At 36.8% G+C, this 19,129-nt stretch carries 18 protein-coding genes; 17 read left to right on the top strand and 1 reads right to left on the bottom strand.

Going from position 1 to position 19,129, the window contains the following annotated elements:
• Positions 1-2: 2 nt before the first annotated feature.
• The 12 genes from VEIS1202513_RS03990 (at position 3) to VEIS1202513_RS03935 (ending at position 12,123) form a co-directional block, all read left to right on the top strand.
• Complete coding sequence (locus VEIS1202513_RS03990) at positions 3-1,391, top strand: sensor histidine kinase (protein ID WP_060924269.1); 1,389 nt, start codon at positions 3-5, stop codon at positions 1,389-1,391.
• On the top strand, positions 1,392-1,958 hold the full coding sequence (locus VEIS1202513_RS03985; RefSeq protein WP_060924270.1) for an ANTAR domain-containing response regulator: 567 nt from the start codon (positions 1,392-1,394) through the stop codon (positions 1,956-1,958).
• 200 nt (positions 1,959-2,158) lie between these two features.
• Positions 2,159-2,440: a co-chaperone GroES gene (gene groES / locus VEIS1202513_RS03980; protein ID WP_004696047.1), complete on the top strand. Its 282-nt coding sequence runs from the start codon at positions 2,159-2,161 to the stop codon at positions 2,438-2,440.
• A gap of 112 nt (positions 2,441-2,552) precedes the next feature.
• Complete coding sequence (groL, locus tag VEIS1202513_RS03975; protein ID WP_024066582.1) at positions 2,553-4,178, top strand: chaperonin GroEL; 1,626 nt, start codon at positions 2,553-2,555, stop codon at positions 4,176-4,178.
• Positions 4,179-4,510: 332 nt separating this feature from the next.
• Positions 4,511-4,927: a DoxX family protein gene (locus tag VEIS1202513_RS03970; protein WP_060924271.1), complete on the top strand. Its 417-nt coding sequence runs from the start codon at positions 4,511-4,513 to the stop codon at positions 4,925-4,927.
• 58 nt (positions 4,928-4,985) lie between these two features.
• Positions 4,986-6,242, top strand: coding sequence for a diaminopimelate decarboxylase family protein (locus VEIS1202513_RS03965; protein WP_060924272.1), 1,257 nt, complete (start codon positions 4,986-4,988; stop codon positions 6,240-6,242).
• 296 nt (positions 6,243-6,538) lie between these two features.
• Complete coding sequence (gene sufC / locus VEIS1202513_RS03960) at positions 6,539-7,282, top strand: Fe-S cluster assembly ATPase SufC (protein ID WP_060924273.1); 744 nt, start codon at positions 6,539-6,541, stop codon at positions 7,280-7,282.
• Between the two features lie 8 nt (positions 7,283-7,290).
• Complete coding sequence (gene sufB / locus VEIS1202513_RS03955; protein WP_105089273.1) at positions 7,291-8,700, top strand: Fe-S cluster assembly protein SufB; 1,410 nt, start codon at positions 7,291-7,293, stop codon at positions 8,698-8,700.
• A 9-nt stretch (positions 8,701-8,709) separates the two neighbouring features.
• The gene (locus VEIS1202513_RS03950) at positions 8,710-9,756 is read left to right on the top strand and encodes a SufB/SufD family protein (protein ID WP_213467896.1); all 1,047 of its coding nucleotides are present in this window, start codon (positions 8,710-8,712) and stop codon (positions 9,754-9,756) included.
• Positions 9,757-9,768: 12 nt separating this feature from the next.
• On the top strand, positions 9,769-10,998 hold the full coding sequence (locus tag VEIS1202513_RS03945) for a SufS family cysteine desulfurase (RefSeq protein WP_105093855.1): 1,230 nt from the start codon (positions 9,769-9,771) through the stop codon (positions 10,996-10,998).
• 14 nt (positions 10,999-11,012) lie between these two features.
• Positions 11,013-11,438, top strand: coding sequence for a Fe-S cluster assembly sulfur transfer protein SufU (gene sufU, locus VEIS1202513_RS03940; RefSeq protein WP_024066921.1), 426 nt, complete (start codon positions 11,013-11,015; stop codon positions 11,436-11,438).
• A gap of 1 nt (position 11,439) precedes the next feature.
• Entirely contained in the window at positions 11,440-12,123 is a 684-nt protein-coding gene (locus VEIS1202513_RS03935) for an HAD hydrolase-like protein (RefSeq protein ID WP_213467895.1), read from the top strand.
• 105 nt (positions 12,124-12,228) lie between these two features.
• Here VEIS1202513_RS03935 and VEIS1202513_RS03930 read toward each other — a convergent pair whose 3' ends face one another.
• Positions 12,229-12,735 (bottom strand): S-adenosylmethionine decarboxylase family protein, encoded by a 507-nt coding sequence (locus VEIS1202513_RS03930; RefSeq protein ID WP_005386379.1) that lies wholly within the window; start codon positions 12,733-12,735, stop codon positions 12,229-12,231.
• Between the two features lie 214 nt (positions 12,736-12,949).
• On the opposite strand from VEIS1202513_RS03930, the gene VEIS1202513_RS03925 reads away from it, so the two are divergent.
• The 5 genes from VEIS1202513_RS03925 to radA all read left to right on the top strand — a co-directional run bounded on the left by VEIS1202513_RS03925 (position 12,950) and on the right by radA (position 19,126).
• Positions 12,950-13,429 (top strand): CtsR family transcriptional regulator, encoded by a 480-nt coding sequence (locus VEIS1202513_RS03925; protein WP_105093853.1) that lies wholly within the window; start codon positions 12,950-12,952, stop codon positions 13,427-13,429.
• A 48-nt stretch (positions 13,430-13,477) separates the two neighbouring features.
• Positions 13,478-13,975, top strand: coding sequence for a UvrB/UvrC motif-containing protein (locus tag VEIS1202513_RS03920; protein WP_241567122.1), 498 nt, complete (start codon positions 13,478-13,480; stop codon positions 13,973-13,975).
• 12 nt (positions 13,976-13,987) lie between these two features.
• Positions 13,988-15,049: a protein arginine kinase gene (locus VEIS1202513_RS03915; protein WP_213467894.1), complete on the top strand. Its 1,062-nt coding sequence runs from the start codon at positions 13,988-13,990 to the stop codon at positions 15,047-15,049.
• A gap of 87 nt (positions 15,050-15,136) precedes the next feature.
• Positions 15,137-17,584 (top strand): ATP-dependent Clp protease ATP-binding subunit, encoded by a 2,448-nt coding sequence (locus VEIS1202513_RS03910; RefSeq protein WP_213467893.1) that lies wholly within the window; start codon positions 15,137-15,139, stop codon positions 17,582-17,584.
• A 168-nt stretch (positions 17,585-17,752) separates the two neighbouring features.
• The gene (radA, locus tag VEIS1202513_RS03905) at positions 17,753-19,126 is read left to right on the top strand and encodes a DNA repair protein RadA (RefSeq protein ID WP_213467892.1); all 1,374 of its coding nucleotides are present in this window, start codon (positions 17,753-17,755) and stop codon (positions 19,124-19,126) included.
• The last annotated feature ends 3 nt before the right edge of the window (positions 19,127-19,129 follow it).

The raw sequence follows: 19,129 nt of genomic DNA, 5'->3' as shown, positions 1-19,129 counted from the left end.
TTGTGGATATCGGTCAAGATATTTTAAATACAACATCATTAGGACCATTACAAACCTCACTACTTGAGCATATTAGTAAACTTATATCCTTTGGCGAGTCATTGACCCGTCAAAGGATACAGATTTTTACGCCTCTTCTAGAAAAATCACAAGGTGATATGCAGCAACGTGCAGATATGCTATGCATTGAACGGAGCGAGCAAGGTGTTATTACTCGACAAATAAAAGGAAATAATACGTGGCATTCTATGATGGGAAATGGTCAACCTCTTATTGGGGTAGAGCATGATCAACGACAACATGTTTTTCCTGTTGTCGACAATGGTGGTCGTATTATTGGGGGGATAGCTTTTACAGTATCTCCGTCTATTAAAAAAAATCAATACGAACAAGAATATATCTTATCTGATACGATGCAACGTCTCATGTTAACTGCTACAGATGAGCAAATACAATCGTATGAGCCAATTTCTTATTTCGATGGTTTAATCATCTTCGATGATTCTCATAGAATTCTCTATGGTAATGAGTCGGCTATACAATTAGTAGATTTGCTTGGATTTGATCGACGACTAGTAGGGTCATCAATTTATAGCAGTACCTTAAAAATTTCTGCCATACAACAAGTGTTGGATGATAGAACGATATACACTAGTGAAGAAATCTATCAAGATATGGTAATTCGTCAGCATATGATTCCTATTGCTATGGGACGCAATGAAACACGTTGTTTCCTCGTGCTTCACGATTGTACCCGTGAAAGTAAGCAGCAACAAGAATTGCTGGTAAAGAATTCTATTATCAAAGAGGTTCATCACCGTGTAAAAAACAATTTACAAACCGTAGCGGGATTACTACGGATGGAAGCAAGACGTTCTAGCCTGCCAGAAGTTAAACAAGCCTTACAAGAGGGAATCAATCGTATTGAAAGTATGGCTTTGGTTCACGATATTGTGTCCCATTATGATGAGGATTATATTGGTATCCGATCAATCTATGACGAGTTATGTCGTTTGTTGCGCATGAGTATGATCAGACAAGACCAAGAGGTTACCTTTACCTATAGTGGAGAAGATATATTGATTTCCTCTCATATGGCAAGTTATGTATCCCTCATAACTAATGAATTAATTACTAATAGCCTTGAACATGGTTTAGATGGTAAAGCAGGGGAGATTCGTCTAGCTGTTTCGGAATTAGAGGAATATATTGTATTAGATTTTTCTGATACGGGAAAAGGGTTACCTCAAGATTTCTCTATTAACTCGAATAAGCGATTAGGATTAACTATCATTAATAATTTAGTTACCCATGAGTTAAAAGGGCGTCTATCTGTTAAAAATACTGATGCCGGTGTTCTAGTGACAATACATATGAAGAAGGAGAAGTAAATGCGCGTTTTAATAGTGGATGATGAATCCCTTATACGTATGGATCTACGCGATATTATTGAATCCTCTGGTCATGAAGTTGTGGCAGAAGGGACTAATGGTGTTGAAGCCATCAAGCTTTGCAAAGAATATAAACCTGATATTGTTCTAATGGATGTAAAAATGCCAGAATTAGATGGCATCGAAGCAGCACGTCAAATTGGCTTTCACCATGAAGCACCTGTAGTTCTATTAACTAGTTATAGTCAACAGGATTTAATAAATAAGGCTAGAGAATCTGGCGTATATGGATATTTAATTAAGCCTGTTCGTGAAGAACAATTGGTTCCAACCTTAGAAATGGCATTAGGGCGTTATCATAGTGATGCTGAGCTACGCGAAAAAATGGCTGAATTAGAACAATCATTAGAGGAGCGTAAAATCATTCAAAAAGGGACCGGTATATTGATGGAGCTGTACTCTATATCAGAAGAGGAAGCTTATAATCGCATTCGTGCCCTAAGTATGAAGAAACGAGATAGTATTGTTAATATCTGTAAAGCATTAATTAATCAAGTTTCAAAATAGATACAAAGACTAGTATAAGAATCAAAACTTATACTAGTCTTTTGTGTCTAATATCAAATAAAAACTAAAAAGTCAAAAAATCAAAATTTCTGCTTGCATTTATTTTGACATAGGTTATAATAATACATGTGATTAGCACTCGGTAACTTAGAGTGCTAATAAATTGTAAATAATAACTAGTAAATAAGGAGTGACATCATATGTTAAAACCATTAGCTGACCGCGTTCTTATCCGTTTAGAAGCAAAAGAAGAAAAAACTAAAAGTGGTATTTTCCTTCCTGATACAGCAAAAGAAAAACCTCAAGAAGGTGTAGTAGTAGCTGTAGGTGCTGGTAAAGTTTATGACAATGGTCAACGTGTAGCTCCAGAAGTTAAAGTTGGCGATACTGTTATGTTCGCAAAATACGCTGGTAGCGAATTAGAAATCGATGGCGCTACTCATTTGATCATTAGCGAACGCGATATCTTAGCAGTACTATAATAGCTAATTTATAGCTGTATAGAGCTAAACATACTATTGATACATTCTATATTGCCTACGGGCATATACATTCCCTTACATTAGATACTGTTATTATCTAGGAGGTATACATATGGCAAAAGAAATCTTGTTTAATGAAGAAGCTCGTCGCGCTTTAGGTCGTGGCGTTGATCAATTGGCAAACGCTGTAAAAGTTACATTAGGACCAAAAGGTCGTAATGTTGTATTGGATAAAAAATTCGGTTCCCCAACAATCACAAATGATGGTGTAACTATTGCTCGTGATATCGAACTTCCAGATCCATTTGAAAACATGGGCGCTCAATTAGTTAAAGAAGTTGCTACTAAAACTAATGACGTAGCAGGTGATGGTACTACTACTGCAACAGTATTGGCACAAGCTATGATCCAAGAAGGTATGCGCAACGTAGCAGCTGGTGCTAACCCAATGATCTTGAAAAAAGGTATTGAAACAGCAGTTAAAACTTTGGTTGAAGAAATTAAAAAACGTTCCATTAAAGTTTCTGGTAAAGCTGAAATCGCTCAAGTTGCAAGTGTATCCGCAGCGGACGAAGAAATCGGTGGCTTAATTGCTGAAGCTATGGAAAAAGTAGGTAACGACGGCGTTATCACTGTAGAAGAATCCAAAGGCTTGCAAACTGCATTAAACGTAGTAGAAGGTATGCAATTTGACCGTGGTTACATTTCCCCATACATGGTAACTGATCCTGACCGTATGGAAGCTGTAATGGATAACCCATATATCTTGATTACTGACCGTAAAATCAGTGCTATCGCTGATATGTTGCCAACACTTGAAAAAGTGGTAAAAGTAGGTAAAGAACTTCTTATCATCGCTGAAGATGTAGAAGGTGAAGCATTGGCTACATTGGTAGTAAACCGTTTGCGTGGCACTTTCAAAGCAGTAGCTGTAAAAGCTCCTGGCTTCGGTGATCGTCGTAAAGCTATGCTTGAAGATATCGCTATTTTGACTGGTGGTACTGTAATTACTGAAGATATGGGCCGCAAACTTGATTCTGTAGAACTTACTGATCTTGGTACAGCTCGTCAAGTTCGCATCACTAAAGATGAAACTACAATCATCGATGGTGTAGGCGATAAAGACGTAATCGCTAAACGTGTAAGCCAAATCCGTGCACAAGTAGAAGAAACAACTTCCGAATTCGACCGTGAAAAATTACAAGAACGTCTTGCAAAATTATCCGGTGGTGTTGCAGTTATCGAAGTAGGTGCTGCTACAGAAGTTGAAATGAAAGATAAAAAACTTCGTATCGAAGACGCATTGAACGCAACTCGTGCAGCTGTTGAAGAAGGTATCGTAGCTGGTGGTGGTACTACATTCATCGATATTATCCCTGCATTGAACACATTGGAAGAAACTGGCGACGTTCAAACTGGTATTAACCTTGTTAAACGTGCAGTAGAAGAACCTCTTCGTCAAATCGCTTACAATGCTGGTCTTGAAGGTTCCGTTGTAGTAGAAAAAGTTAAAAATACAGAAGCTGGTGTTGGTTTCAACGCTTTGACTGAAGAATATATCGACATGGTTAAAGCTGGTATCGTGGACCCTGCTAAAGTAACACGTTCTGCACTTCAAAATGCTGCATCCATTGCATCTCTTGTATTGACTACTGAAACAATCGTAGCTGATAAAGTAGAAGAAAATGCTGCAGCACCTGCAATGCCTCCAATGGGTGGCATGGGCGGTATGATGTAATCAACTGCTTAGCGCATAATCTATAAAATTTAGAATAATCCTAATGAATTAGGAACTATATGTTCACTTTTTCATTAGGATTATTTTTATATATCTGAAAATTAAATAGTTTTTTGCATTAAATAAGTACAGAATATTTCTTGACTTTTTAAGTATTAAATTAGAAGATTATATGTGGTTTATCAAATCGATAAAATTGATTTTGTATACCACATATGTTATAATTCTATAGAATTTAATATTGAGTCTAGTTTGACATGGTAGTTTTTCTCCACTATAATAACGATATCGAATTATTTCGATTTTTGTTTAGATTTGAAAGAAGGATTACTATGTTAAGCTTTATTTTTAAAAGTAAACCTAATTATATTAATTTTGGCCTCTTAGTTTACCGTTTGGCACTTGGTATTTCCATGTTTTATCATGGATATTTAAAGTACTTGAGCGGTGCTGAAGGCCTTTATAAAGTTGGAGCTATGTTGGCACCATTAGGTGTACCTGGTGGTTATGAAATATTAGGTACTATGGCATCTTATGCTGAGATGATTGGTGGTATTCTTATTGTTTTAGGTCTATTCACTAGAATTGGATCTCTTATGCTCATCGGTACATTAGCTATGGCAACAACATTGAGTATTAACGGTAGTTTCTTTAGTTGGGATTACCCATCTCAAATGGGCTTCGGTGCTCTTATGTTGTTCTTCGCTGGCGCAGGTCGCTATAGCCTTGATAAAGCTTTATTTAAATAATAATTAGGATAATAGACTCATCGTTTGATGGGTCTTTTATTTGTATAGCGAGGTTATTATGAACACAAAAACAGTTCCGTTTACAGCTGAACAATTGGAAAATATTATTGCCCAATACCCAACACCATTCCATATTTATGATGAAGAAGGTATCATTGAAAATATGAAAGCATTCATTAATGCATTTTCTTGGAATAAAGGGTTCAAACAATATTTTGCTGTAAAAGCAACTCCTAATCCATATATTATGCGTGTATTACAAAAGCTTGGTGTAGGTGCCGATTGTTCTTCCTTAGCAGAGTTAATGCTATGTGAAAAAGTGGGCATTACAGGTCATGATATCATGTTCACATCTAATGACACACCATATGTGGAATATAAAAAAGCACTTGAATTAGGTGCTATTATCAATCTTGATGATATTACTCATATTGAATATTTGGAAAAAAATCATGGCTCTTTGCCTGATACATTCTGCGTACGTTATAACCCAGGCTCCTTAAAAGAAGGGGGTAATACAATTATCGGCCTTCCTGAAGAAGCTAAATATGGTATGACACGTGAACAGATTCTTGAAGCTTATAAACAGTTGCAAGCTAAAGGTGTAAAACACTTTGGTATCCATACAATGGTTGTATCTAATGAGCTTGATATTGATGGCTTAGTTGGCACTGCTGAACTTTGCTTCAATCTAGCAGTAGATATTAAAAATGAACTAGGCATCAATGTTGAGTTTATCGATCTTGGTGGTGGTGTAGGTGTTGCTTACAAACCAGAACAAACACCAGTAGATTTCAATGCACTTAGTAAAGGTGTAGAAGAGGCCTATAATAGAATTCTAGTAGCTAATGGCCTTGGTGATGTAGCATTGGCTTATGAATGTGGCCGTATGGTTACAGGTCCATTTGGTTACTTAGTTTCTACAGCAATTCACAAAAAGGATATTTATCGTCACTACATCGGTTTAGATTCCTGTATGGCAAACCTTATGCGTCCAGCATTATATGGTTCTTACCACCATATTACTGTAATGGGGAAAGAAAATGCACCTAAGGATCACGTGTACGATGTGACTGGTTCTTTATGTGAAAACAATGATAAATTTGCTATTCAACGTGAGTTGCCAAAAATCGATATTGGCGATCGTATCATCATTCATGATGCTGGTGCGCATGGTCACTCCATGGGCTTCAATTATAATGGTAAATTGCGCTCAGCTGAGTTGTTATTACATAAAGACGGTTCTGTTACACAAATTCGTCGTGCTGAAACATATGATGATTTGTTTGGCACCCTCGATTTCTCTAACCTATAATTTAATATTGAGAATCGAATAGGATGAGAATGAATATTAATAAAAACCTATCAATATATGTAATATATGATATTCTTTTAATTCCTGTATATTTTAGTAGGAATATCTTGCTATCATTTAGATAAGAATGTATAATGATTATAGATTGTTATGCACATACTTGCTAAGTTGGCGAGAATTACGGCGGTATTCACGTTAGTGCGTACCGCCTTTTTATATGTGTCAATATATACGTTTTACATATAATGCTTGTATGTTTTTTATTAATACATACATTATGAGAAGGAGTGAACATTTTGGCTGAATTACTTCAGATAAAAGATTTAAAGGTATCCGTTGAAGGTAAACAAATCTTAAAAGGTATCAACTTAACAATTAATAAAGGTGAAATCCATGTTGTAATGGGTACAAATGGTGCAGGTAAATCTACACTTGCTAATGCTATTATGGGTAACACTACATATACTGTAGATAGCGGCTCTATTATTTTTGATGGTAAAGATATTACGGAAGATGCAGTAAATGATCGTGCGAAAGCAGGTATCTTTATGTCCTTCCAAAATCCAATTTCTATTCCTGGCATTACAGTAGAAAACTTCATCCGTACTGCGAAATCTACAATTACTGGTGAAAATGTACGTGCTTTATCTTTCAAAAAAGAATTGAAAGAAAAAATGGATGAATTATCCTTCGATGTATCTTATGCACAACGTTATGTAAATGAAGGCTTCTCCGGTGGTGAACGCAAGAAAAATGAAATTCTTCAAATGTCCATTTTAAATCCTAAATTGGCTATTCTTGATGAAACAGACTCCGGCCTTGACGTAGATGCGGTTCGTATCGTATCTGAAGGTGTACAACGTTTCCACAACGAAGAAAATGCTGTATTGATCATCACTCACCATAACCAAATCTTGCAAAAATTAAAACCTGATTTTGTTCATGTATTGATCAATGGTAAGATCGTTAAAACTGGTGATGCTTCTCTTGTACGTGAAATCGAAGAAAAAGGTTACGACGCATACAAAGCATTAGCATAGGAGGCACAATGGAAGAAAGAAAGAAAACCCAAGTCGCGGATATGGACCGTGGTGTCTACGATATTAAGAATGACTTTGAATATTCTTATATTTCTGATGCTGGTTTAACAGAAGATATTATCCGTGAAATTTGGTCTAATAAAAATGAACCTGAATGGATGCTTGACTTCCGTTTGAAATCTTTAGAAATCTACAATCGCATGGGGATTCCAAATTGGATTCCTGATATTTCTGGCTTAGATATGGCAAATATCCATACTTATGTTAAGCCAAAAGTAGATATGAAAGAAAACTGGGACGAAGTTCCAGAAGAAATTAAAAGTACTTTTGACCGCTTAGGTATTCCAGAAGCGGAAAAAACATCTCTTGCAGGTGTTGGTGCTCAATATGACTCTGAAGTTGTTTATCACAGTATTCAAGAAGATCTTGTTAAACAAGGTGTTATCTATACTGATATCGAAACTGCACTTCATGAGCATGAAGAAATCGTAAAAAAATACTGGATGACATTGATTCCACCTACAGACCATAAATGGGCGGCTCTTCATGGTGCAGTTTGGTCTGGTGGTTCCTTCGTATACGTTCCAGCAGGCGTACAAGTAGAAATTCCATTACAATCTTATTTCCGCTTGAATGCACCAGGTGCTGGTCAGTTCGAACATACTATGATCATCGTAGAAGAAGGTGCTAAATTGCACTTCATCGAAGGTTGTTCTGCTCCTAAGTATGACGTATCTAACCTTCATGCAGGCGCTGTTGAATTGTTCGTTAAAGACAATGCTACATTGCGTTACTCTACAATTGAAAACTGGTCCAAGAACATGTACAACCTTAACACAAAACGTTGTGTAGTAGGTAAAAATGGTACAATCGAATGGGTATCTGGCTCCTTTGGTTCCAAAGTTTCTTGCTTGTATCCAATGAGTATTCTTAACGGTGAAGGTGCACATGCTGAATTCACAGGTGTAACATTTGCTGGCGAAGGACAATTCCTTGATACTGGTTGTAAGGTAGTTCATAATGCTCCTTACACAACTAGTAATGTAAACTCTAAATCTATTTCCAAATCCGGTGGTGCTGCTATTTACCGTGGACTTTTGAAAATTGGCCCTAAAGCAGAACATTCCAAAGCGACTGTATCTTGTGAATCCTTGATGCTTGATGCAGAGTCTCAATCTGATACAATTCCAGCTATTATCGTAGAAAACGATAATGTGGATTTAGGTCATGAAGCTAAAATCGGTCGTATTTCCGACGAAGCGATTTTCTATCTCATGACACGTGGTATTAGCGAAGAAGAAGCTCGTGCAATGCTCGTTCGTGGTTTCGTTGAGCCAATCTCCAAAGAATTACCACTTGAGTATGCTGTAGAAATGAACAATCTAATCAATCTTGAATTAGAAGGTTCTATCGGTTAAGGAGGAATTATGAGCGAATTACTATTTAATGAACTCCCTAGACCGACATTCAGATGGTTGCGTGTTAACCATACTGTAAGCTCTCTAGCTGGAGAAGATACATCTGTACAATCCATCGCTGTAGAAGCGAATCAAAATATACTTTCACCATTGCCTACAGGAACAGCACTGTTAAATGCTAAATATGAAGGTGCTAATAAGGATGCTGTTCAAGCATTGGTGGATAATGCAGAAGGTTATGCTATCAATGTTCCTGCTAAGGGAAAAGAAGTTGTAGGCATCCGCATTGATGCTAATGCACGTGTAGCTAACCGTTTCCAATTCATCGTTGGTGAAGGGGCAGAACTAGAGGTACAATTCTATGTAATTGGCACTGGTGAAGCTTTAACAAATGTTAGTTATCTAAATGAATACGATGTAAAAGAAGGCGGTAAAGTTGTAGTGAAAAAGGTAAATCTTTTACCTGAACATGTACAACATATCGAACATCGTTATACAAAATTGGAAGATAAAGCAGATGTAGAATACATTAACATTGAACTTGGTGGTAGCGAAAATATTTTGAACTACTATCATGATTTAGTAGGTCAAGAATCTCGTATGGTTCATGATATTGCTTATCTTGGTAACGAAGAACAAAAATTTGATATCTCCATGGTTATGAGTCATGGTGGTAAAAAATCCTTCAGTGATATTCATACATTAGGTGCTCTTAGTGGCAATTCTAAAAAATCTTTCCGTGGTACCCTTGATTTCCTTCATGGTGCAACAGCTTCTGAAGGTGCGGAAGAAGATACTTGCTTATTGTTAGATCCAACTGTAAAATCTGTTTCTTTACCTCTATTATTGTGTAAAGAAGATAATGTAGTTGGTAATCATGCAGCAAGTGCAGGCCAAATTGATCATAATAAATTGTTCTATATCATGAGCCGTGGCTTTAGTGAAGTAGAAGCAAAACATATCATTGTAGAATCTATGATTCGACCTATTATTGATCGCATTGGTGATGAAACGATTGAAGAAGCAGCATTAGCAGCTGTACGTAATAAAATTTAAAGAGGCGTTTTTATGAGACCAATTGCAGAAGCATACAAAGACTTTCCTATACTACATAAAGAGCATAATGGGCACCGTGTTATCTATTTAGATAGCGGTGCTACTGCACAAATTCCACAATCCGTAATTGATCGTGTTGTGGAACATATGACACAACGTAATGGTAATCCACATCGTGGCTCTCATATTTTAGCTATTGAAGCATCTGAAGACTATGAAAATGCACGTGATCGCGTAGTTGAATTTATCAATGCTCGTGAGCGTGAAGAAGTTGTATTTACACGTAATAGTACAGAATCTATGAACTTGATTGCTCATAGCTATGGTCTTCATAATGTGAAGAAAGGTGACAAGATTGTCATTACTGTTGCGGAACATCATGCGAATCTTGTAACATGGCAATATGTAGCAGAACAAACAGGGGCAACCTTAGAATATATGTACCTTGATGAACATGGGCACTTAAAAGATGGTGAAATCGATAAAATTGATGATAACACTAAAATTGTTGCCTTTGCTCATGTTAGTAACGTGCTTGGTATGGAATTCCCTGTAAAAGAATTAACTGAAAAAGCGCATTCCGTAGGTGCTGTAGTAATTCTCGATGGTGCTCAATCTACACCTCATAAAAAAATTGATGTTCAAGAATTAGACTGCGATTTCTTCGTATTCTCTGGTCATAAAATGTGTGCATCTCAAGGTATTGGTGTACTTTATGGTAAACGTGAGTTATTAGAAGCTATGCCACCTTTCCTATTGGGTGGGGATATGATTGAATATGTAAAAGAACAAACTGCTACATTCAATGAGCTTCCTTATAAGTTTGAAGCAGGTACACCAAATGCTGACGGTGCCGTTTCCTTACATGCGGCAATTGATTATTTAGAATCCTTTGGCATGGATGCTATTGAAGCTTATGAAGAGGAACTAGTAGCATATATTCTTCCTAAAATTGTTGCATTGCCACATGTTCATGTGATTGGCTCCCAAAATCCTAAGGAAAAACATGGTGTAATCGCGTTCACTGTAGATGATGTACATCCTCATGACGTTGCTACAATTTTAGATTCTAAAGGCATTTGTGTTCGTTCTGGACACCATTGTGCACAACCATTAGGTGCATTCTACAATGTATCTGCATCTACTCGTCTAAGCATGTACTTATATACTCGTAAGGAAGATCTAGATGCATTCCTTGAAGTATTAAAGACAGTTCGTTCTGTAATGGGTTTTAAAGATTAGGAGATTTACCATCAATGGAAATGGATCAATTATATACAGAACTTATTTTGGAACATAACCAAGATAAGCGTAATAAACATGAGTTAGCTCATTTTACAAATTCTGAACATGGCCATAACCCTAGTTGTGGTGATGATCTAACATTACAACTCAACGTAGAAGATGGCATTATCAAAGATGCTGCTTACACTGGCTCTGGTTGTGCTATCAGTCAAGCGTCTGCATCTATGATGATTGATATCATTAAGGGGAAATCTGTTGAGGAAGCCCTTCGTTTGGTAGAAATTTTCTTAGGTATGATCAAAAAAGAAATTACCGATGAAAATGAGTTAGAAGAATTAGAAGATGCTATGGCATTGCAAAATATTTCTAACATGCCAGCACGTGTTAAGTGTGCGGTTCTTGCATGGCATACATTAAAAGAGGCTTTAAAGAAATAATATGAAGAAAACAATATTATTTGATTTAGATGGAACTTTAACAGATTCTCAAGAAGGTATTCTTAAAAGTATTAAATTTGCATTGGAACATTTTGGCTATGATGTTCCTGATGAAGAAACATTGCAATTATTTTTAGGACCACCATTGGTAGATGCTTTTCAAGAGCATTGTAGCATGACCTTTGAACAAGCGGAAGAAACGTACTTTAAATTCCGCGAACGATATGGTACAATCGGTAAATTTGAAAATCAAGTGTATCCGAATATTGTAGACTTGTTGGCTAAATGCAAAACAGAACAATATACTATTGCCGTTGCTACAGCAAAGCCTGAGCATTATGCTAAGGATATTTTAGATCACTTTGAATTAACACCTTACTTTGATGTAATTGTAGGTGCTAATTATGAAAGTGGTTTATTGCATAAGAAAGAGATTCTCGAAAAAGCTCTTAAACTTTGTGGCAATCCTTTAACTGATGAAAATGGTCGTCGTTTGGCCTTTATGGTAGGCGATCGTAAGTATGATGTAGAGGCAGCTAATGAACTTGGCTGTATCTCTATCGGTGTTACATATGGTTATGGTACAGAAGCTGAACTAAAAGAAGCCGATGCAGAGTACATCTGTGATGATGTTGATGAAATTGCTGATGTTCTCGATCTTGAAGAAATGATGGTTCGTAGATAAGCTATTATAAATAAAATATTAACCTTAAAAAGGCTAGAGGGATTTCCTCTAGCCTTTTTGTATCTATCTAATAAAAGGACTAACCAATAAGGTTAGTCCTTTGTACTATTTTTTTAGGCCGCTTTTTTTAGCTAATGTTTTGATAACCTTAGCACTTTGTTTTTTTAATTTGCCGCCTGTTTGTTTGAGTTGAATACGTGTACGAGAAACACGACCAAGTGTAGTAATCTTTGTTTTGCGACGTGGCTTCATATCGCGCTCGTTACCAAAGTCGCCACGTTGTACACTTGTTGCTTTTACCTTTTCTGCTCTGAAAGATTTACGCAACGCTTTCATAATTAATGTGAGCGGTAAGGATTGCTCAAAAGAATACAAATCAACAGCCACATAGCCTAGAGCAGGATACGTGTGCAATGTAAAGTGAAAGCCTGGTGCAACAGATAGGAGGGCGATCTCCTCGTCCATAACTTGACAACTGATTTCATCAACATCAAGGTCAGCTAAATCAAATGCGGTTGCTACACTTTCTTGTACAGCTGTAGCGGATGAGATTGCATCTTCATCGCAGGAATATAAATCAATTAACAGTTCTTGTCCTAATGCTTCTGCCATAACAACACCTTCTTTCATAAAAATATATCTCATTTATTATACCTATAATTTAAGATTAAGTCCAATTATAGGGGGATGTATTAAAAGGTCAAATGTATAGTATAGAAATTTGACCTTTATATTGACTAAAGTCAAAAAGTCAAATATAATAGATATATGTAAAAAGCAAATAGTCAAAATATATATTAAATAAAATGTTAAAGAGGTGTTTTTTATGAGTATGATAGCTGATAAAATAGAAAAGTTTATATTGGATCGTATGCGTGAAGAACAAGAGAAATTAATTTTAAAGCGTAACGAATTAGCTGATGAGTTAGATTGTGCACCTTCGCAAATTAGTTATGTTTTAAGTACGCGATTTTCCAATGAGCGTGGGTTTGATGTGGAATCAAGACGTGGATTAGGTGGATATATTCGAATCACAAAATTAAATCCAGAAAGTTCTGATTCTCTACCAGCTGTAACAACCTATCGTATTTATGAAGGTCAAAATACAGTAGATCGTTTAATTGATATAAAAGATGTAGACCAATCATTATTTCAATTACTACAAGCAGAAAAAATTACTCGTCGTGAGGCTCAATTGATGCATAATTCTTTTGCTACATTGATTAAAAATACGGATATTGAACATCGAAATAATGCAATTCGTGAGCTATACGCAACAATGGTGGATACACTACGGAAGGAGTGATGATCAGTGATATGTGATCATTGCCATAAAAATGAAGCTACTATCCATATGACAAATATTGTAAATAATCAGAAAACGGAACAACATCTGTGCAATACTTGTGCTACAGCACTACAACAAGAGGGAAAATTATCTCCCTATAGTTCCTTTATGAATGATATGTGGGATGATAGCTTTTTTACCAATGATTTCTTTAAAAATATGGTCTATCCTGATAACTTATTAAAATCTCATCAATCTAAACGGTGTCCTCAATGTGGTATTACCTATGATGAGTTTAATCGGGTAGGCAAGTTTGGTTGTGATACATGCTATGAAACCTTTGCTAGTGAAATAAAACCGTTATTACAACGTTTGCAAGGTAGTTCTGAATATGAAGGGTCAGTTCCTAGTCATGGTAATAATGTGTTTAAAGCTAAGTATGAAGTTAAACAATTGCGTAATCAATTAGAGATGGCAATTCAAGCAGAGAAATTTGAAGATGCAGCTATCTTAAGAGATAAAATAAAAGAATTAGAAGCCATCATTGGTGGCAATAAAGAATAGGAGGTTCTTATTATGTTAGATACTATATTAGACTCTCCTTTAAGTTCATGGCTACAACTCGATACGGACGCAACGGATCATATTGTGATTTCTAGTCGGATTCGATTAGCAAGAAACTTTGATGGTGTGCTTTTTACAAATCGAAATGATATGTCGTCATTAGAAAAAGTAAATTCTTTTTCTAGAAGTTTGCTTAAACCCCTAAAAGACGTAGATGGACATCAATATTCCAATATTAACCTAGAGCAATTAAGTGAACGTGATCGTGCTATATTAGTGGAAAAACATTTGATGAGCCCTGCTTTAGAGGAAAAACTACCGTACCGCAACTTAGTGGTTTCTGATGATGCATCAATTGTGATTATGGTAAATGAAGAAGATCATTTGCGAATTCAATCTATGGTTTCTGGATTGAGATTAGAAGTAGCTTATGAACGTGTATTAAAAATCGACAAGGCTATTGAAGCAAAATATCCATATGCCTTTGATGAACGATTTGGTTATTTAACGGCTTGTCCAACTAATGTCGGTACAGGTTTACGAGCATCTGTAATGTTACATTTACCAGCCTTGACTATATCTGGAAAAATTACACGCCTCATTCGTAGTATCATTCAGTTGGGCTACTCTGTGCGTGGATTATATGGTGAAGGTTCAGAAGCATTAGGAAATATATATCAAATTTCTAACCAACGTACCATGGGTACTAGTGAAAAAGATACAATAGAACAATTAACAAAGATTGTAGAAGGGATTATTGCAGAAGAGCGAAAATCTCGTCAGTTATTATTACATAATGATAAAGAAGGTTTAGAAGATGTGTTATGGCGCTCCTATGGAGTTCTACAGAATGCACGCCGTGTAAATGGTAAAGAGGCTTTAACAAAGCTTAGTGATATCCAGTTAGGCGTTGACTTAAATATTTTACCTCAATGGGGTAAGGATTCCTTTAATGAGCTGATTGCTATAACTAGACCTAATTTCCTTTCAAAGTATGCAGGAAATGATAATCTAACAGATATCGAGCGTGATAGCTATCGGGCAAAGATAATCCGTCAAAAGCTTTCACATTAATAGCTATTCCAATGGTATAGCCTACCATTGTTTACATATATTTGAAGAGAAATAATTACAATTTACATAGATAGATGAGGTGATAGTATGATGCAACGATTTACAGATGATGCACAGCGTGTTCTTTCCTTTGCTCAAGAAGCCGCATTGAAGTTGGGACATGACTATGTAGGCACTGAACATGTACTCATCGGCCTGACAAAGGTTAAAAATGGTGTTGCTGCTAAGGCCTTAGAAGAGCTTAATATTGTTACAGAAGATATTTTTGAAGCTGTAGAAGAGCAAGTGGGCCGCGGTAATAAAAAAGCAACATCTATATATATGACGCCACGTGTTAAGAATGTACTTGAGTTAGCTGTTCAAGTAGCTAATCGCATGAATCATAATTACGTTGGTACTGAGCATATTCTACTTGGTTTACTCAGCGACGGCGGTGGTGTTGCAGTTGGAATTTTACGGGCTATGAATATTCGTACCGACGATATAGTTGAAGCGATTCGTCATATTCTTGGCTCTAGTTCTAATGGTAATCATAGTGGTCAAGAAGGAGCGAATAACAATGGCGACTTAGGTGAATTAACTGATTTCGCTACAGACTTAAATGAGTCTGCAAAACAAGGTAAAATTGATCCTGTTATTGGTCGCGATACTGAAATTCAACGAGTTATTCAAATACTTAGTCGTAGAACTAAAAATAATCCCGTTCTCATTGGTGAACCTGGTGTAGGTAAGACGGCCATTGCTGAAGGCTTGGCGCAACGTATCGTCAACGGTAATGTGCCAGAAATTTTGCGTAATAAACGCATTATCTCCCTTAGCATTAGCTCTATGTTAGCTGGTGCAAAATACCGTGGCGAATTTGAAGAGCGTTTAAAAAAAGCGATTGATGAAGTTCAACAACATAAGGATATGATTATCTTCATTGATGAAATTCACACATTAGTTGGAGCAGGTGCCACTGAAGGCGCTATGGATGCGGCAAATATCTTGAAACCAGCTTTGGCACGCGGTGAATTCCAAGTTATTGGCGCTACGACACTTGATGAATATAAAAAGCATATTGAAAAAGATGCTGCCTTAGAGCGTCGTTTCCAACCTGTTCAAGTAGGGGAACCTAATGAAGAGGATGCTCTTGAAATCTTGAGAGGCTTACGAGATCGTTATGAGGCCTTCCATAAGGCTAAAATTACAGATGAAGCATTAAAAGCTGCTGTTACTTTATCTAGTAGATATATTACAGATCGATTTTTGCCGGATAAAGCTATCGATGTGGTTGATGAGGCTGCATCTAAGGTTCGTATGAAGGTATTTTCGGCAGCACCAGATGTTAAAGCTTTAGAAGACAGACTCAATACGGTTAAGAAGGAAAAAGAAGCGGCTGTCACATCACAAGATTTTGAAAAGGCCGCTAAACTTCGTGATGAAGAGCAAGCTCTAGTTAAAGAAATTGATGATAAAAAATCTGTTGCTAAAGAAGAAAGTGATCAAAAACTAATTGTTACAGAGGAAGATATCGCTGCCGTTGTAGCTCAGTGGACTGGTATTCCTGTAACTAAAATCGCAGAAGAAGAATCAGAAACCTTGCTTCATTTAGAAGATGAATTACATAAACGTGTCATCGGTCAAGATGATGCTGTTACAGCTGTAGCAAAAGCTGTGCGCCGTGCAAGGGCTGGATTAAAGGATCCAAAACGTCCAATTGGTTCCTTCTTGTTCCTTGGACCAACAGGAGTTGGTAAAACTGAGCTAGCAAGAGCACTTGCATCCTCCTTGTTCGGCGATGAATCTGCTATGATTCGACTTGATATGTCTGAATATATGGAAAAACATACTGTTTCTCGTTTAGTTGGAGCACCTCCAGGATATGTAGGCTATGAAGAGGGAGGCCAATTGACTGATGCAGTTCGACGTAAACCATATAGCGTTATTTTACTTGACGAAGTAGAAAAGGCTCATGCAGATTTCTTTAATATCCTATTACAAGTTCTTGATGATGGCCGCCTTACAGATAGTCAGGGGAGAACCGTAGACTTTAGAAATACGGTTATCATCATGACTAGTAACTTAGGTGCTAAAGCATTACATAAGAACTCTACAGAATTAGGTTTCTTAGCACCAAAAAAAGCAGAATCTCATTCTAATGATTCTAAAACCAAAGATTTTAAAGAGGCTAAGAAATCTGTTCTGGATGCTGTAAAACGTCATTTCAGACCAGAGTTCTTAAATCGTATTGATGAGATGATTGTGTTCCATCCATTAACTGAAGAGGACTTAACAAAAATTGTAACAATTATAATGAGTGATGTAACAAAGCGTCTTGAAGAACGTGATTTACATTTAGAAATTACACCTGAGGCTATGAAATTGCTCGTTAAAGAAGGTTCCGATTTTACTATGGGTGCTCGGCCTTTGAAACGCGCTATTCAACGATTAATTGAGGACCCTGTATCCGATCTTATTTTGAAAGGAGAGGCGATAGCAGGAAAAACTATTAAAGCTAATGCAAAGGATAATGATATTGTTGTAACGATTTAATATAAATACAAAATTAATAGTTAATGACTACCTTTCATATAAATTATATGGCTTAAATGGTATACTATAGAATAATGATAGTAACCATGTAGTAAAATTATGCATAAAAGGTCATGAATGGTTATCATTCATGGCCTTTTTTATCTTTTATAAAAGTTTTGAGGTATTATGGCAAAAGCAAAATCAGTATTCTTCTGTCAAAATTGTGGAGCGGAGTCTTCTAAGTGGATGGGGCGTTGTCCACAATGTGGTGAATGGAATACATTAGTTGAAGAGATTATTAAAGAAACTAAACATAGCCGCACACCTTCACGAGGTGTGGGAAGTCAAACAACAAAACCAACAGCTTTACCAGATATTGAAATTTCATCTATCGCTCGTGTCTCTACAACCTTTGGTGAAATCGACCGTGTATTAGGTGGTGGGATTGTTCCTGGGGCCCTTATGCTCTTAGGTGGTGATCCTGGTATAGGCAAGTCTACACTACTTCTTCAAGTATCTCAAAAGGTGGCTGATACGGTAGGTACTGTACTATATGCATCTGGAGAAGAGTCTCAGTTACAGCTTAAGCTTCGGGCAGAACGACTTCATATCAATAGTGGGCGACTACAAGTTGTTGCTGATACAGATTTAGATCATATCTTAGAGCAAGCTGATGCAATGACGCCTTCTTTGTTAGTTATCGACTCTATTCAAACCATGTATACCGGAGATATCGATGCTGCTCCAGGTAGTGTTAGCCAAGTGCGAGAATGTACATCGCGTCTCCTTCGCTTCTGTAAAGAACGAAATATTCCAACGGTCATCATTGGACATGTTACTAAGGAAGGTAATATTGCTGGTCCACGTATGTTAGAACATATGGTGGATGTGGTACTTTATTTTGAAGGTGAAAGGTCTTACCAATTTCGTATTTTGCGCTCCATTAAGAATCGTTTTGGATCCACATCTGAAACAGGTATCTTTGCCATGGTTGAGGAAGGTCTACAAGAGCTTTCTAATCCTTCCGCTTCGTTGTTGGCAGAACGATCGGATGAGGAAAGTGGCAGTGCTGTTATGATTTACCTTGAAGGGGTTCGTCCTATTCTTGTAGAGGTGCAAAGCCTTGTTGTTACAACTGCTTTTGGCATGCCACGACGGACTGCCATAGGGTATGATTTAAATCGTCTAATTGTGCTATTGGCAGTACTAGAAAAACGCTGTGGTTTTACATTAGGTAATAAGGACGTGTACGTTAACGTTATTGGTGGTCTCAAGGTGAACGAACCAGCTTGTGACTTGTCCATGGCTGTTGCTATCGTATCTAATTTAAAAAATCGCATCGTTCCTACTGATATGGTCATCTTAGGTGAGGTTGGGTTAACTGGTAATGTTCGTAGCATTCCACGTATTGAACAGCGTATTAATGAAGCTAAAAAATTAGGCTTTACAAAGTTTATTATTCCTGAAGGCAATTATAAGCAGATCAAGGATAATGATAGCTCTATCAAGATTAGAGGCGTTAAATCTATTCAAGAGGTAATGCAACTGGTATTTTCTTAATTA

Source organism: Veillonella orientalis (assembly GCF_018406505.1).
In the GTDB taxonomy this organism is placed as follows: domain Bacteria; phylum Bacillota; class Negativicutes; order Veillonellales; family Veillonellaceae; genus Veillonella; species Veillonella nakazawae.
This window is presented reverse-complemented; position numbering and strand designations above follow the sequence as displayed.

What these genes read in the sequence shown, in the direction of transcription:
- VEIS1202513_RS03985 (WP_060924270.1), top strand. Translation starts at nt 1,392, where the DNA reads ATGCGCGTTTTAATAGTGGATGATGAATCCCTTATACGTATGGATCTA.
- groES (WP_004696047.1), top strand. Translation starts at nt 2,159, where the DNA reads ATGTTAAAACCATTAGCTGACCGCGTTCTTATCCGTTTAGAAGCAAAA.
- groL (WP_024066582.1), top strand. Translation starts at nt 2,553, where the DNA reads ATGGCAAAAGAAATCTTGTTTAATGAAGAAGCTCGTCGCGCTTTAGGT.
- VEIS1202513_RS03970 (WP_060924271.1), top strand. Translation starts at nt 4,511, where the DNA reads ATGTTAAGCTTTATTTTTAAAAGTAAACCTAATTATATTAATTTTGGC.
- VEIS1202513_RS03965 (WP_060924272.1), top strand. Translation starts at nt 4,986, where the DNA reads ATGAACACAAAAACAGTTCCGTTTACAGCTGAACAATTGGAAAATATT.
- sufB (WP_105089273.1), top strand. Translation starts at nt 7,291, where the DNA reads ATGGAAGAAAGAAAGAAAACCCAAGTCGCGGATATGGACCGTGGTGTC.
- VEIS1202513_RS03950 (WP_213467896.1), top strand. Translation starts at nt 8,710, where the DNA reads ATGAGCGAATTACTATTTAATGAACTCCCTAGACCGACATTCAGATGG.
- VEIS1202513_RS03945 (WP_105093855.1), top strand. Translation starts at nt 9,769, where the DNA reads ATGAGACCAATTGCAGAAGCATACAAAGACTTTCCTATACTACATAAA.
- sufU (WP_024066921.1), top strand. Translation starts at nt 11,013, where the DNA reads ATGGAAATGGATCAATTATATACAGAACTTATTTTGGAACATAACCAA.
- VEIS1202513_RS03935 (WP_213467895.1), top strand. Translation starts at nt 11,440, where the DNA reads ATGAAGAAAACAATATTATTTGATTTAGATGGAACTTTAACAGATTCT.
- VEIS1202513_RS03930 (WP_005386379.1), bottom strand. Translation starts at nt 12,735, where the DNA reads ATGGCAGAAGCATTAGGACAAGAACTGTTAATTGATTTATATTCCTGC.
- VEIS1202513_RS03925 (WP_105093853.1), top strand. Translation starts at nt 12,950, where the DNA reads ATGAGTATGATAGCTGATAAAATAGAAAAGTTTATATTGGATCGTATG.
- VEIS1202513_RS03920 (WP_241567122.1), top strand. Translation starts at nt 13,478, where the DNA reads ATGACAAATATTGTAAATAATCAGAAAACGGAACAACATCTGTGCAAT.
- VEIS1202513_RS03915 (WP_213467894.1), top strand. Translation starts at nt 13,988, where the DNA reads ATGTTAGATACTATATTAGACTCTCCTTTAAGTTCATGGCTACAACTC.
- VEIS1202513_RS03910 (WP_213467893.1), top strand. Translation starts at nt 15,137, where the DNA reads ATGATGCAACGATTTACAGATGATGCACAGCGTGTTCTTTCCTTTGCT.
- radA (WP_213467892.1), top strand. Translation starts at nt 17,753, where the DNA reads ATGGCAAAAGCAAAATCAGTATTCTTCTGTCAAAATTGTGGAGCGGAG.